This window comes from Agromyces marinus, assembly GCF_021442325.1.
Lineage (GTDB): Bacteria > Actinomycetota > Actinomycetes > Actinomycetales > Microbacteriaceae > Agromyces > Agromyces marinus.
Map to the genome: position 1 here is coordinate 2,033,135 of NZ_CP087879.1, position 13,718 is coordinate 2,046,852.

Below are 13,718 nucleotides of genomic sequence, written 5' to 3' on the forward strand. Positions count from 1 at the left end.
CGTCGTCGTCACCAATCCCCTCTGGCCGGAAGACGGACCGGAGGGGTCGTCATGACTGGAAACCGTTCCACCCGAACCCGGATCGCCCTCGGAACCGCTGCGGCCGCGGTCGTCGCAGCGATGCTGAGTCCCATCGGCGCCAATGCCGCCGAGGACGACGTCGGAGCGCTCGACATGTACACGGCGGAGGTCAGCGCCGACCAGGCCGCCGACCTGGCGAACTCCGGACTCGACATCGCCGCCACGCGGGCCTCGGGCAAGGGTGTGGCGCTGGATCTCATCCTCACCGAGAGCGAGGCCGAGGGACTCGCCGAGCGCGGTGTCGCCGTGAAGGTCAAGAAGAACAAGGACGGCAAGTCCGCCAAGCAGATGGCGCAGGAGCAGTCGGCCCACGGGTTCGACGTCTGGCGCTCGTTCGACGAGCCGGGCGGCATCCGCGACGAACTCTACCGACTCGCGAAGCAGAACCCGCAACTCGTCAAGCTCGTCGTGCTCGGCCACACCTACGAAGGCCGCGAGATCATCGCGCTCAAGCTCACGCAGGGCGCGAGGGGCCAGCAGGACGGGTCGCGGCCGGCGGTGCTCTACAGCTCGACCCAGCACGCGCGCGAATGGATCTCGACCGAGACCAACCGGCGGCTGCTGAACTGGTACATCGACGCGTGGCGCGCGAACGACAAGGAGGTCAAGAACCTCCTGAAGTCGACCGAGCTCTGGTTCCTCGTGGTGGCCAACCCCGACGGCTACCAGTACACGTTCGATGAGGAACGGCTCTGGCGGAAGAACCTCAGGGACAACGACGGCGACGGCGTCATCACCGGCGCCGACGGCGTCGACCCGAACCGCAACTATCCCGAGCACTTCGCCTACGACGAGGAGGGGTCGTCGTCGCAGATCTCGAGCGCCACCTACCGCGGCCCGTCCGGGGGGTCGGAGCCCGAGACGCAGGCGATGATGGCGCTCCTCGAACGGGCGAATCCGGAGTTCCAGGTCAACTGGCACTCGTTCGGCGAGTACCTCCTCTACCCCGAGGGGTGGCAGGTCGGAACACCCAGCGCGGACGACCCGATCTACTACGCCCTGTCGGGCAACCTCGACACCCCCGCGATCGACGGCTACGAGCCGGGCCTGTCCTCCGACGTGCTGTACGTGACGAACGGTGAGACGACCGACTACGCGCACGTGGAGCACGGAACGCTCGCGTGGACGCCCGAGCTGAGCGACGGCGACAGCGGAGGCGGATTCGTCTTCCCCGACGACGAGGCGCTCGTGCAGGCCGAGTTCGAGCGCGTCCTGCCGTTCTCGACGGATGTCGCGAAGTCGGCGGTCGACCCGGACGACCCGGTGTCGCACCTCGGCATCGAGACCGAGCCGTTCTACCTGCAGAGCGACGACGACTACAAGACCGGGCTGCCGCAGGCGAACTTCACGTTCGAGCACTCCTACGGCGACCCGCAGGAGGTGCGCGTGCTCGCCAAGCGCAGTCTCGGCGACGTCACCGTGAAGTACTCGATCAACAGCGGTCCGGCGCAGAGCGCGCCCACGGCGGAGTGGGACGGCGGCGACCGCTACGGCGGCTCGACCGACGTCTACTACCGGGTCATGAGCGGCACGGTGACGGGCACCGACCCCGGCGACAGCGTCGAGGTCTGGTTCGAGGGCGGCGGCGAGACGAGCGATTCGTTCACCTACGAAGCCGTCTCGGAGTCGGGCGCCGACGTGCTCGTGCTCGCGGCCGAGGACTACACGGGCGCGTCACCGGTGCAGGCCGCCGGGCCGCACCACCTCTCGTACTACACCGACGCGCTCGACGCGGACGGAACGAGCTACGACGTCTACGACGTCGACGCCCGGGGCCGGATCGCGGCGGATGCGCTCGGCGTGCTCTCGCACTTCGACGCCGTCGTCTGGTACACCGGCGACGACATCGTGACCCGCGAGCCCGGCTGGGGCGGCGGCAACGCCTCGCGCCTGGCGATGGACGAGATCCTGAACGTCCGCGACTTCATGAACGAGGGCGGGAGGGTGCTCTACACGGGCGACTGGGCGGGCAGCCAGTACACGCCGAACGTCGGCACGCAGTACTTCGACCCGACGTCGGCCAACGAGCAGTGCCGCATCGCCGGCGGACCGCCGCCGGCCAAGTGCAAGCCGCTCGGTGGAGCCGGTGACCTCACGAACGACGTGCTGCAGTACTGGCTCGGCGCCTACCTCGCCGTCGACTCGGCCGGACTTGACGACCAGGGCGACGTGTTCGACGCGCTCGGCGTGGACGTTCCGCTCGACGGTCTCGGCTGGGGATTCAACGGCGCCGACAGCGCCCAGAACCAGTTCCACACGAACTCGTTCATCACGACGAGCGGCATCCTGGACCCGGCCGACTACCCGCAGTTCGACAGTTGGGTCGCGGCCCGCTGGGATCGCGCGGGTGGACCGTACGAGCCGCGCACCGGCGACTACTACGTCTACTCGCAACTCGGCGATGTGTCGTACAAGCAGGTCATGCGCACCATCGACGTTCCGGCCGGCGGCGCCACGCTGTCGTTCTGGACGTCCTACGACACCGAGGCCCACTGGGACTTCCTCGCGGTCGAAGCGCACACGCCGGGCCAGGACGACTGGACGACCCTGCCCGACCTGAACGGCCACACCTCCCAGGACACCGGCGACAGCTGCCTGTCCGGGTGGAACGTGCTGCACCCGCAGGTCGACCACTACCAGACGCCCGGCTCCTGCGAGCCGACCGGGTCGACCGGCGCGTGGAACGCCGCGTCCGGCAACTCCGGCGGCTGGCAGCAGTGGGAGGTCGACCTCGGCGCCTATGCGGGCGGCCAGGTCGAGATCTCGCTGTCGTACATCAGCGACTGGGCGACCCAGGGTCTCGGCGTCTTCTTCGACGACATCGAGGTCTCGACCGGTGAGGGCACGACCTCGTTCGAGGCCGGGCTCGACGGCTGGGAGCTGACCGGTCCGCCCGAGGGCAGCGCGCCCAACCCGAACACCTTCATCCGCGCGGATGCGGGCGGGTTCCCGGAGGCTGCGGTCGTGGCCACCCCCGGCTCGCTGTTCGCCGGATTCGGGTTCGAGGGCATCACCGATGCCGCGGTTCGCGCCGAGTGGATGGGGCGTGCCCTGGACCACCTGCTCGACTGACCTCTCCGACTGATCGGGGTGGGTCCCGATCGCGAACGGCCGGCGACCTCCGGGTCACCGGTCGTTCGTGTGCGCGGGCGCTCGCCGTCGCATCCGCGGCAGCGCCGCGAGCGGTCCTCGTCAGTGGAACACCGAACGCGCGTCGGCGGTGACCTCGATGGGAACGGCGACCGGGATGAACTCGGTCGAGAGCGGGGCCCGCCAGATCGCGCGCAAGGTCACGGTCGCGCCGCGACGGTCGTCGGTACGGGCGTGCACGAGTTCGAGCCCGTGCAGGTCGGAACCGGCGTCGGCGAGGTATGCGGATGCCGCGGCACCGACGGACGCGTCGTCGAGCCCGAGCAGGAGCCGGTCGCCGTCGACCCGGACGTCGTCGATGCGCCACGCCTCGGCCGCCGCCAGCGCGGCGCCGTCGGCGAGCGTGTACAGGCGCTTGCGCTCGAGGTAGAGCGAGGTCGCGGATGCCGCGACGAGGACGAGCGCGAGCGCGATGACCCCGAACACGATCGTCAACAGCAGGGTCGAGCCCGCCTCATCGGGTGCGCGGCCGGCCCGCCGGTTCGCCGAGGTGGGCCCGGGTCGCCGCCGGGTCGGGGTCACGGTGCGCTCCGGGCCACGCGCGAGACCGTCTGCGTCGCCTCGGCCCCGACCCGGACCGACCCGATGCCGTTCGAGACGAGCACGGCGGGAACGACCGGGAGGGCGACCGCCGCGTCGACCCGGACCCGGATCCTGCTGCCGGGCGCATCGCAGGCGCCGTCGCACTCGAAGCCGACGGATGTCGCGCCCGCGTCGATCCCGTAGTCGGCGAGGCTCACGCGGACCGCGCGGTCCACGACTCCGGCCGGGTTCGCACCTCCGCCTGCGGCGTGCAGGGCTGCCACGCGCGCCGCGTGGCGCGCCGCGCCCTCGACGCCGAGCGCGGCCGACTGGACGGCGCCGATCGCGAGCACGAGGTAGACCAGCGGCACGAGCAGGATCATGCCGACCGTCAGGAACTCCAGCGATGCCGACCCGCGCTCCTCGTGCAGGGCGCGCCGCGGCATCCGCTGCGATTCACCCGAACGTCTCGATCGCGGCATGCCCGGTCACCTCCAGCCCGCGCTCGGGGCCGACGAGTCCCACCACGGGAAGCCGCGTTCGCACCGTGACGGCGATCGCCGGCGCCCCCGCGATCGTCGTCGTGGTCGCACTGACCTCGTCGGCGAACCCCTCGGCGAGGGCCGCATCGATGAGCGCTCGTGTGCGCGAGACGCCGGCGTCGGCCGAGGACCCCATGAGGGCGGCGTAGCGTGCGCCCTCGGCCGCCGCGTCGAGCACGGTGTTGCGCACGTGCAGCGCGAGCGCGAGCTGGATGACCGCGACGAGCAGCGCCGTGATGAGCACGCTGACGAGCGAGAACTCCGCGACGGCGGAGCCCCGCTCGTCGCCGATCGGGGTCAGAAGCCGACGACGCGATCCATGGCCTGGTCGAACACCCCCGAGAGCGCCGGGCCCGCGAGCCCCCACAGCACGGCCACGAGTCCGGCGGTCATGAGCGTGATGAGCACCCAGCCGGGCACATCCCCGCGTTCCTCGGCGAGTCGTCGGGTGATCCAGCGGGCCATGCGGGTTCCTTCCATCGGTCCGGTCGTGTGCCGGGTGGGTCTGGTCGTCGGCGTGCATGTCGTCGGGCCGCGCCGCGGTGGGCATCAGAACCCCGCCTGGAGGACGAGGTAGCCCGGGAACAGGGCGAACGCGATCGTCACGGGAAGGATCAGGAACACGAGGGGGACGAGCATCGCGATCTCCTTCCGGCCCGCGAGTTCGATGAGGTGCCGTTTCGCGTCGGCACGGGCGTCGCCCGCCTGCGCGCGGAGGACCCCGGCGAGCGGCGCACCGCGCTCGAGCGCCGCGAGGGCCTGGTCGAGCGCGCGCGTCAGCGCGGCATGGTCGAGCCCGTCGCGGACCTCGGCCAGCGCGACGCCGAGCGGTACGCCCGTGCCCACCGCGGCAACGACCCCGCCGAACTCGCGGGCGAGCTCCCCCGAGCCGGTGCGGGCGACGCGGCGGATCGCGTCGAGCAGCCCCTCCCCTGCGGTGAGGCTCAACGTCAGGAACTCCAGCACCGTCGGCAGCTCGCTCGTGATGCGTGCCATCCGTCGTCGCGCCGCGCGCTGCAGCATCCAATCGCAGAGCACGGCACCGCACGCCGCACCCAGGAACGGGATGGCCGCGCGCACGGGGACCGGAGCGGACTGGACGGTGGGCGCGGCGATCGCGAACGCCGCGCCGAGCGCGAACCCGATCGCCGACCACACGAGCTGCCGGCCGCGGAAGCGCTCGACCGTGGCATCCGCCCCTGCCTGCCGCAGGCGCCGCGCGACCGTGTCGTTGCCGCCGAGCACCGAGGCCATCAGGTCGCGGGCGCGTCGCGCGGCGGGCAGGACCAGCATCGCGAGCACCGACCCGGGATCGGCCGGCACCGGTGCGCGCATCGCGCGCGCCTCGGCGGAGAAGTCGGTGATGTACGGCGCCACGCGGTCGACGAGCCTCGCGCGGCCGATGCGCGGAACGGATGCCGCGACGAGCCACAGTCCGAGCCCGAGCAGCGCACCGAGCGCGATCGCCGCGAGCGGGGTCGCGCTCAGGTGAACCATCGACGCTCCTCGGGCAGTCGGCCGAGGCCGAGCATCAGTCGGTAGGCGACGAACGTCACCGCGGCACCGGCGAGGATCAGGGCGGTGCCCGCGGGCGAGTCGTAGGCCGCGAGCGTCTCGGGACGGGTCGCGAGCACGCACAGGACGAGCCACGGCGCGGCCACGCCGAGCATCGCGGCACTGCGGATCCACGACTGGCGGGCGACGACCTCCGCGCGCAGCGCGGCGTCCTCCCTGAGGTACGCGGCGAGCCCGCGCAGCACGGACGTGAGGTCGGTCCCGCCGACCTCACGCGCCATCCGGAGCGTCTCGAGGATCCGGTCGGCCACCGGGTCGGCCAGGCGCGCCTTCAGCGCGTCGATCGCCGACCCGAAGTCGCCGGTGCGGCGGAACTCGTCGTCGAACCCGGCGAACGAGCCCCGTGTCGCGGATGGGCCGAGTTCGCCGAGCGCGGCGATCGCGTCGGGCAGGTTCATGCCCGCACGCACGCTCGAGACGAGGTGGTCGACCACGTCCGGCCAGATCGCGCGGTTGGCCGCGCGCCGGCGGTTCGCCCTGGCCCTGACGAGCATCGGCACGATCGCAGCGCCGAGCACCGCTGCGACGAGCGCGATCACGGGGACGCCGAACACGGCCTGCGCGGCCGCGGCGGCGACCACCGCGAGCACGATGCCCACGGCGACGGCGGCCGCGATCGGGGAGCCCGGGAGGCCGGCCAGCGCGAACTCGTCGCGGACGGCATCGGCGAGCCCGCGCCCGCGCGGCGCGACCTCGACGCCCCGCGGCCAGAGGAACGGGGAGGCCACGAGCAGCAGGCCGACGCCGAGCATCGCGCCGAGGACGAGGCTCACGCGGCATCCCCCAGCACGATCTCGGGATCGAGCCCGGCGGCCTCGAACTTGGTCGCGCGCGCGGGTCGGAGCCCGGTCGGCGCGAGCCGCCCGGTGGCCCGATCGACCCGGAACAGCGTGTCGGCCCCGACCCTGGATCCGCTCGTCACGCCCGTGGTCGCCGCGATCTCGACGGCTCGGCGGTGCCCGTCGCGGTCGATGGCCAGGTGCACGACGAGATCGATGCAGGTCGCGACGGTCGGCACGACGAACGCGGAGTCGATGTTGCGCCCGGCGAGCAACGGCAGCGTGCACAGCTTCGCGAGCGCGTCGGCGGCCGAGTTGGCGTGCAGCGTGCACATGCCCGGCACGCCCGAGTTCATCGCGAGCAGCAGGTCGAGGCTCTCGGCCTCGCGCACCTCGCCGACGACGAGCCGGTCGGGGCGCATCCGCAGCGCCTCCTTCACGAGCCGCCGCAGCGTGATCTCGCCCGTGCCCTCGAGGTTCGGCTGACGGCACTGCATCGCGACGACGTCGCGCGCGTCGACGTCGAGTTCGAAGGTCTCCTCGACCGTGATGATGCGCTCGCCCGTGCGGGTCGCGGCGAGCAGGGCGTTCAGCATCGTGGTCTTGCCGGTGTGCGTCGCCCCGGAGACGAGGATGTTCGCGCCGGCGAGCACGCCCATCCGCAGGAACTCCGCCGCCGGGCGGGTGAGCGATCCGAGCTCCACGAGCCTCGGCAGCGACCGGATCCGCTGCTGGAACTTGCGGATGTTCACGGCCCAGTGCGCCCGCGTGACGTCGGGGATCGCGACGTGCAGGCGCGATCCGTCCGGGAGCGACGCGTCGACGAACGGTGAGGACAGGTCGACCCGTCGACCGGAGTGCTGCAGCATCCGCTCGACCAGGTCGCGCACCTCGCGATCCGAGAGCACGAGCGTGGTCAGTTCGGCGACGCCGGCCCGCGCGACGAAGACGCGCGTCGGCGCGTTGATCCAGATCTCCTCGACGCCCGGATCGTCGAGGAAGGGCTGCAACGGCCCATAGCCGGTGAGGGATGCCACGACCTCGCGCGCCGCACCCGCCTCGTCGGCGAGCGTGGCATGCGTGCCCGCGAGGGCCCGCTCGGCGTACCGGCGCACCTCTTCGGCCGCGAGCCGGGCGGCGAGCGCCTCGTCACGGCCGAGGTCGATGCCGTCGCGCAGGACACGACTGCGGACGCGGTCGGCGATCGTGCGGACGGCTTCGGACATGGCCACCATCATGGACAGGCTCGCGCCGACGCCCCGGAACTTATCCACACCCGCGGCCCGGGCGCCGGGGCCGCCGGTCGAGCGCATGCCTCGCCCGCCCGCCCGCTACGGGCCCGCGCGGTCCGGGGGCTCGGCGGCCGACGCTGCGGCGAGCGCCGCCGCCGATCGCCCGGCTTCGAGCGCCGCCGCCTCCAGGGCGCGTCTGGCGATGCGAACCTCGCGTTCGGCGGGGCGGAGTCGGGTGCGGACCTCCGAGATACGACGCTCGAGCGCGTCGCGCTCGGCCTCGAGGTCGTCGACGAGGGCGGCTGCGGCGTCGACGCGGGCGGATGCCTCGGCGAGGCCCCGTTCGTCGGTCGCGGCGCGTTCGCGCAGGCGCTGCAGCTCCTGCTCGGCGCGGTCGCTCGCGCGGCGTGCAGCGGCGTCCGGAGTCGCGGCGGCTCCGTCATCCGCTCGCTCACGGGTCGATCGGCCGCGGATCCTGCCCGGCCGCCCCGACCGCCCGGGCTCGCCGCCGCCGACCGCACCGCCGAGGTCGACCTCGGTGCCGACCGCCCGAAGCGAGCGCACGAGTCGCCCGCTCGCGACGGCGGCCGCGGCATCCGCCGACACGCTCGCGGCGACGAGGGTCTGCTCGACCTCGTCGAGCACGGCGCGCGAAGCAGCACGGCCCGCGGCATCCGCGACGCTCGACCCGAGGGCCACGAGGTCGGCCACGATCTCGCGTCGCTCGGCGGCGAGCGCCGTCAGGGCGCGACCGTCGCCAGCGGCCTGGGCCTCGGCGAGCTCACCGCCGAGGCCGATGAGGTCGCCGAGGCGGTCGGGCTCGTCGCGTGCGATGCGGTTGACGATCCAGGCGGCCGGTGACGGGCGTCGCAGCGCTCCGATCCCCTTCGCGAGCGCGGGATCGCCCGCGGCCTTCGCCGCGGCCGTGCGCGCGTTGCGCGCCGCCGTGAACTCCTCCGGGACGAGCGCGTACAGCGCGTCCGCCGCCTCGCCGAGCGCGTCTCCAGCCGCCACGCCCCCATCATGCCGCGCGCGGGCGCGCGCCGCATGCGCTCGAGCCCGCTCGAACGCGTGCGCTCAGACGGTCTCGAGGTACTTGTGGACGACGTTGACGGCGACGGCGCCCTGGCCGACGGCGGATGCCACGCGCCGCATGACGTCGTGACGCACGTCGCCCGCGGCGAACACGCCGGGGATGCTCGCCTCGAGCGGGAACGGGTCGCGATTGGGCGTCCAGCCGTGCGGCCGCCGCCCCTCGTGGACGAGGTCGGTCCCGGTGAGCACGAATCCGTGTTCGTCCAGTTCGACGAGCCCGCGCACGAGGTCGGTGCCCGGCACCGCCCCGATGAACACGAACATCGCGTCGGCGGCGAGCTCGAACTCGGTTCCCTCGCGCGTGTCGGCGACGGTCATCGACTCGAGGCGATCGTCGCCTGCGAGTGCGACGACGCGGCTGTGCGCGCGGACCGTGACGTTGGGCGCGGCCTCGATCTGGTCGATCAGGTAGCGCGACATCGACGACTCGAGGCCGTCCTTCCTCACCAGGATCACCACCTCGGCCGCGTAGCGCGACAGGAACATCGCGCCCTGGCCGGCCGAGTTCGCGCCGCCGACGACGACCACCCGCCGCCCCGAATAGGCCATCGCCTCGGAGGCGGCCGCGCCGTAGTAGACGGATGCCCCGAGCAGGCGTTCCTCGCCCGGGATGCCGAGCACGCGCGCCTCGACGCCCGTCGCGAGCACGAGCGCCCGGGAGCGCAGTTCGCTGCCGTCGTCGAGTTCGACGATCTTGTAGGAGTCCTCGACCCGGATCGCGGTGACCGACAGGGGACTCAGGATCTCCGCTCCGAGCCGGCGCGCCTGCGTGACCGCCCGCCTGGCGAGGTCGGCACCGCTGATGCCGTGCGGGAACCCGAGGTAGTTCTCGATGCGGGAGCTCGTGCCGGCCTGCCCGCCCGGGACCTCGCGTTCGACGACCGCGGTCCGAAGACCCTCCGACGCGCCGTACACGGCGGCCGCGAGCCCGGCCGGGCCGGCGCCGATGACGATCAGGTCGTAGAACGGTTGCTGCGCCGGGGCGCGCAGGCCGATGCGTTCAGCGAGTTCGTGCAGGCTCGGGCAGAACAGCGTCGTGCCGTCGGGCAGGAACACCACCGGAAGGCGGTGCATCCCGTCGCTCGACGCCTCGACGAGCGCACGGGCGCCGTCGTTCTTCTCGATGTCGAGCCACTGGTATGGGATCTGGCTGCGCGCGAGGAAGTCCTTGACCACGTGCGTCGTCGGCGACCACAGCGTCCCGGCGACCCGGATGCCCTCGTACAGCGGGGGCGTGTTCGCCCGCCAGTCGTCGACGAGCTCGTCGATGACCGGGTAGAGCCGTTCCTCCGGCGGGTCCCAGGGCTTGAGCAGGTAGTAGTCGAGGTCGAGCGAGTTGATGCTCGTGATCGCGGCGCTCGTGTCGGCGTACGCGGTCAGCAGGACGCGCTTGGCGTCGGGGTACAGGGTGAGCGCCTCGGCCAGGAACTCGGTGCCGGTCATGCCCGGCATCCGCTGGTCGACCAGGAACAGCGCGACCCGATCACCGCGCCGCTTGAAGCCCTGCACCGCGTCCAGCGCGTCGGCGCCGGACCCGGCGCGCACGATCCGGTAGTCGTCCCGGTAGCGAGCCGACAGGTCGCGGGCGATCGCGCTGAGCACCTGCGGTTCGTCGTCCACGGTCATGATCACCGGCTTGGCCATGATCAGTCCTCCTCGCCGTCGTCGGACGGAGCCACGCCCACGGGAAGGCGGGCCGTGAACCGCGTGAACGCGGGCCCGGAGTCGACCTCGAGGTCGCCGTGGTGCTTCTTGACGATGATGTTCCGCGAGATCGGCAGGCCGAGCCCGGTGCCCTCGCCGAGCGGCTTGGTGGTGAAGAAGGGATCGAACACCCGCGAACGCGCCTCGGGCGACATGCCCGGGCCGTCGTCCTCGACCTCGACGACGATGCGATCGCCCTCGCCGCGAGCCCGGACCGTGAGGGTGCCCTCGCCGCCCATGGCGTCGATGGCGTTGTCGATCAGGTTGGTCCAGACCTGGTTCAGTTCGCTCGCGTGCGCCTGGATCGTGGGCAGGTCGGCGTCGTACTCCTTCACGACGCGCACCCCGCGCTTGAGCTTGTTGTGCAGCATCACGAGCGTGTTGTCGAGCCCGTGCCGGACGTCGACGTCCTGGACGGGGGCCTGGTCCATGTAGGTGTACGTCTTCAGCGCCTTCACGAGTTCGACCATGCGCGTCGTGCCGACGGCGACCTCGGCCAGCAGCGAGTACACGAGGTACTTCTGGCTCAACCAGACGACGATGACGCGCCGTTCCTCCTCGGGGAAGACCTCTTCGAGCCGTTCGAGGTCGTCGATCCCGATGCCGAGGCTGACCAGGCTCGGCGCGAGTTCGCCCGCCTCGGCGACCCCGTGCTCGTCGAGCCAGGACTCCACAGCGGCCTCACGGTCGCTGCGCTCGAGCGCACCGTACTCGGCGGGGCGGTCCGCGCGCTCGGCCGCGAGGGCGTCGAGTTCGCGCAACCGTTCGAGTCGCGACCCGTACAGGCCGAGCCTGCCGAGCTCGAGCTGGGTGACCTGCAGTTTCGCGAACGCGGCCTGCGCCTGGCTCGAGCCCCGCTGCGCCGCCGAAGCGGGATTGTTCAGCTCGTGCGCCATCCCGGCGCTCAGCCGCCCGAGCGAGGCCATCTTCTCCTGGAGGATCAGCTGGTCCTGCATCCGGCTCAACTGGTCGAGGGTGCCCTCGAGGGCCGCGTTCTTCTCCCGCAGTTCGGCCGAACGCGCCCGCAGGTCGCGTTCGCTGCGGCGGATCGCCGCCTCGGCGGCGCGGCGCTCGCCGATGTCGCGGATGATGCCCGTGTAGAACCGTTCGCCCCGGATCATCCACGTCGACAGCGACAGCTCGATCGGGATGCGTTCGCCCGCCTTCGTCCTGGCGGACAGCTCGACGGTGCGGCCGATGACCTTCGCCTCGCCGGTCTCGGCGTACCGCCGCATGCCGGCGTGGTGCGCGTCGTGGAACTCGGGCGGGACGATCAGGTCGAGCAGTCGCCCGACGGCCTCCTCCTCCTCGTACCCGAGCACGCGGGTCGCCGCCGAGTTCCACGCGACGATGCGCCCGTCGCGATCGGCCGAGACGATGGCGTCGATGGACGCCTCCGGAACCGACCCGAACGCGTCGGCATCGACGGCGCGGTCCTCGAGTTCCCGGACGATCCCGGTGAAGTACCGGCGACCGCCGAACACCCAGGTGGCGTACGAGAGTCCGGCGAGGAACTCGGTGCCGTCGCGCCGTGCGACCGAGAGGTCGATCGAAGCGCCGATGATGTGCCGGTCGTCGCCGACCCGCACCCGGTCCAGGCTGGCCCGGAACCGGTGCCGCTCGCGCAACGGCACGAGCATGCCCACCGGCTGCCCGAGGGCCTGCGCCTCGGTGTGCCCGAGGAGGGCCGTCGCGGCGTCGTTCCAGCCCCGGATCACGCCGCGTTCGTCGGCCGTGACGACCGCTTCCCGCTCGGATGCCGCGGCCTCGCGGAACCCCGCCTGCGACTCCCGCAGCGCGCGCCGGAGCCGCGAGACGACGACCAGCCGTTCGACGCGGTCGAGCACGTCCTGCGGGTCGAACGGGGTCGACATGAGGTCGTCTCCCGCGGCGAGCGCCCGGACGCGGATGCCCACGTCGTCGGCCGGGGCGACGAACGCGACGGGCACGTCGTCGGTTCCGACGTCGGCGTGGAGTGCTGCGGCGAGCGCGATCGCGTCGCCGTTGCGCAGGCCCGCGTCGATCACGACCAGGTCGGGATGCACCCGGAGCGAGCCGAGCACGCGATCCGGCAAGGGCGGGCTCGTGAGCGCGGTGTACCGCTCGGGTTCGAGGATGCCGGTGAGCTCGCGCAGCACGCCCTCGGATTCGGCCACGAGCAGGATCGTCCCGCGCTCACTCATCGCTGCCCCCTCTCTCGAGGTGCCGGCGCGCCCCGTGGGCGGCCTCGGGGCAAGGCTAGCGAGCACCGCGTGCGGTTCCTCCCCCTCGTTCGGGTGCCACGCGCGCGACACGCCATGCGACCGGTCGGCGCTCCGGCGTCCCGCATCACTAGCCTCGGGCTCACGGCACGTGGCCGGCATCGACGCAGGACGGAGCGCATGCGCATGACCGCACCCGAAGCAGCAGGCCGGGCCCGAGGCACGGAAGACCCCGTGGCGAGGATCGTCGCACAGGAGGTCGCGAGCCTGCGCGAAGGGTTCGGCAGGGGCGCCGAGTTCGCGGTCACCCGCTCGACCGCGCGAGAGCGGATGCTGCACCGCCTCGAGTGCGCCTCGATCGCGTCGCACCTCGACCCGTCCTCGCGGTGGACCACCCCGCACCGCCGGAGGCTGGACGCCGATCCGTCGTACCGGATCCCGATGCCGGTCCTCGTGACGCGCCAGGCGGCGCGCGAACTGACCGGCGTGCGGTCGTGCCGCGTGTGCTGGCCGAACGTGTCGGGCGAGGAGCCGCGGCCGCTCCGGCACGTCTCGGCACAGCGCCTCGGGCCGCAGCACGTCGGTCGCGTGCTCGCCCGCCCCGACGGCGAGCCGCTCGGCACGATCGTGCGCTGGCGTGCCCGCATCGGTGCGGACCTCTTCGGCGTCGAGCACGACGAGATCGAGATCACGACCTCGGCCGGGGTCGTGACCGTCGCACGCGACGGGCGGGTCACGATCTGGGACCTCCCGACCGATGAGGAGGCGATCCGGCGCAAGACCGAGCTCGTCCACCGGTTCGCGAGCGGCGACCCGCGCCCCGCCTAGACTGGTCGG

General features: G+C 72.6%; 12 protein-coding genes. 2 read left to right on the forward strand and 10 right to left on the reverse strand.

Features of this window, described 5'->3' with window-relative positions:
• Positions 1-51: 51 nt before the first annotated feature.
• Complete coding sequence (locus tag DSM26151_RS09515) at positions 52-3,153, forward strand: M14 family metallopeptidase (RefSeq protein ID WP_234659325.1); 3,102 nt, start codon at positions 52-54, stop codon at positions 3,151-3,153.
• Positions 3,154-3,273: 120 nt separating this feature from the next.
• Here DSM26151_RS09515 and DSM26151_RS09520 read toward each other — a convergent pair whose 3' ends face one another.
• The 10 genes from DSM26151_RS09520 to DSM26151_RS09565 form a co-directional block, all read right to left on the reverse strand.
• Positions 3,274-3,753, reverse strand: a complete 480-nt coding sequence (locus DSM26151_RS09520) for a pilus assembly protein TadG-related protein (RefSeq protein ID WP_234659326.1) — start codon at positions 3,751-3,753, stop codon at positions 3,274-3,276.
• Positions 3,750-4,235 (reverse strand): TadE family protein, encoded by a 486-nt coding sequence (locus tag DSM26151_RS09525; RefSeq protein WP_234659327.1) that lies wholly within the window; start codon positions 4,233-4,235, stop codon positions 3,750-3,752. The genes DSM26151_RS09520 and DSM26151_RS09525 overlap by 4 nt, the downstream gene beginning before the upstream one ends.
• Positions 4,210-4,539 carry a TadE/TadG family type IV pilus assembly protein gene (locus tag DSM26151_RS09530; RefSeq protein WP_326491015.1) on the reverse strand — a complete coding sequence of 110 codons (330 nt, stop codon included), beginning with the start codon at positions 4,537-4,539 and terminating at the stop codon, positions 4,210-4,212. Before DSM26151_RS09530 ends, DSM26151_RS09525 begins: the two co-directional genes overlap by 26 nt.
• A 53-nt stretch (positions 4,540-4,592) precedes the next feature.
• Complete coding sequence (locus DSM26151_RS09535) at positions 4,593-4,760, reverse strand: hypothetical protein (protein WP_407650928.1); 168 nt, start codon at positions 4,758-4,760, stop codon at positions 4,593-4,595.
• An 84-nt stretch (positions 4,761-4,844) separates the two neighbouring features.
• Positions 4,845-5,792 carry a type II secretion system F family protein gene (locus DSM26151_RS09540; RefSeq protein ID WP_234659329.1) on the reverse strand — a complete coding sequence of 316 codons (948 nt, stop codon included), beginning with the start codon at positions 5,790-5,792 and terminating at the stop codon, positions 4,845-4,847.
• Positions 5,780-6,643 carry a type II secretion system F family protein gene (locus DSM26151_RS09545; protein WP_234659330.1) on the reverse strand — a complete coding sequence of 288 codons (864 nt, stop codon included), beginning with the start codon at positions 6,641-6,643 and terminating at the stop codon, positions 5,780-5,782. The genes DSM26151_RS09540 and DSM26151_RS09545 overlap by 13 nt, the downstream gene beginning before the upstream one ends.
• Entirely contained in the window at positions 6,640-7,875 is a 1,236-nt protein-coding gene (locus tag DSM26151_RS09550; RefSeq protein WP_234659331.1) for a CpaF family protein, read from the reverse strand. Before DSM26151_RS09550 ends, DSM26151_RS09545 begins: the two co-directional genes overlap by 4 nt.
• Positions 7,876-7,980: 105 nt before the next feature.
• Entirely contained in the window at positions 7,981-8,895 is a 915-nt protein-coding gene (locus tag DSM26151_RS09555; protein WP_234659332.1) for a transposase, read from the reverse strand.
• A 63-nt stretch (positions 8,896-8,958) separates the two neighbouring features.
• Positions 8,959-10,620 carry an FAD-dependent oxidoreductase gene (locus tag DSM26151_RS09560; protein ID WP_234659333.1) on the reverse strand — a complete coding sequence of 554 codons (1,662 nt, stop codon included), beginning with the start codon at positions 10,618-10,620 and terminating at the stop codon, positions 8,959-8,961.
• A 2-nt stretch (positions 10,621-10,622) separates the two neighbouring features.
• Entirely contained in the window at positions 10,623-12,863 is a 2,241-nt protein-coding gene (locus DSM26151_RS09565) for a PAS domain S-box protein (RefSeq protein ID WP_234659334.1), read from the reverse strand.
• A gap of 204 nt (positions 12,864-13,067) precedes the next feature.
• On the opposite strand from DSM26151_RS09565, the gene DSM26151_RS09570 reads away from it, so the two are divergent.
• Positions 13,068-13,709 (forward strand): hypothetical protein, encoded by a 642-nt coding sequence (locus tag DSM26151_RS09570; RefSeq protein WP_234659335.1) that lies wholly within the window; start codon positions 13,068-13,070, stop codon positions 13,707-13,709.
• Positions 13,710-13,718: the final 9 nt, after the last annotated feature.

Bases quoted from the DNA above. Each gene is read 5' to 3' on its own strand.
- DSM26151_RS09515 (WP_234659325.1), top strand. From the start codon at position 52: ATGACTGGAAACCGTTCCACCCGAACCCGGATCGCCCTCGGAACCGCT.
- DSM26151_RS09525 (WP_234659327.1), bottom strand. From the start codon at position 4,235: ATGCCGCGATCGAGACGTTCGGGTGAATCGCAGCGGATGCCGCGGCGC.
- DSM26151_RS09535 (WP_407650928.1), bottom strand. From the start codon at position 4,760: ATGGCCCGCTGGATCACCCGACGACTCGCCGAGGAACGCGGGGATGTG.
- DSM26151_RS09540 (WP_234659329.1), bottom strand. From the start codon at position 5,792: ATGGTTCACCTGAGCGCGACCCCGCTCGCGGCGATCGCGCTCGGTGCG.
- DSM26151_RS09550 (WP_234659331.1), bottom strand. From the start codon at position 7,875: ATGTCCGAAGCCGTCCGCACGATCGCCGACCGCGTCCGCAGTCGTGTC.
- DSM26151_RS09560 (WP_234659333.1), bottom strand. From the start codon at position 10,620: ATGGCCAAGCCGGTGATCATGACCGTGGACGACGAACCGCAGGTGCTC.
- DSM26151_RS09565 (WP_234659334.1), bottom strand. From the start codon at position 12,863: ATGAGTGAGCGCGGGACGATCCTGCTCGTGGCCGAATCCGAGGGCGTG.
- DSM26151_RS09570 (WP_234659335.1), top strand. From the start codon at position 13,068: ATGACCGCACCCGAAGCAGCAGGCCGGGCCCGAGGCACGGAAGACCCC.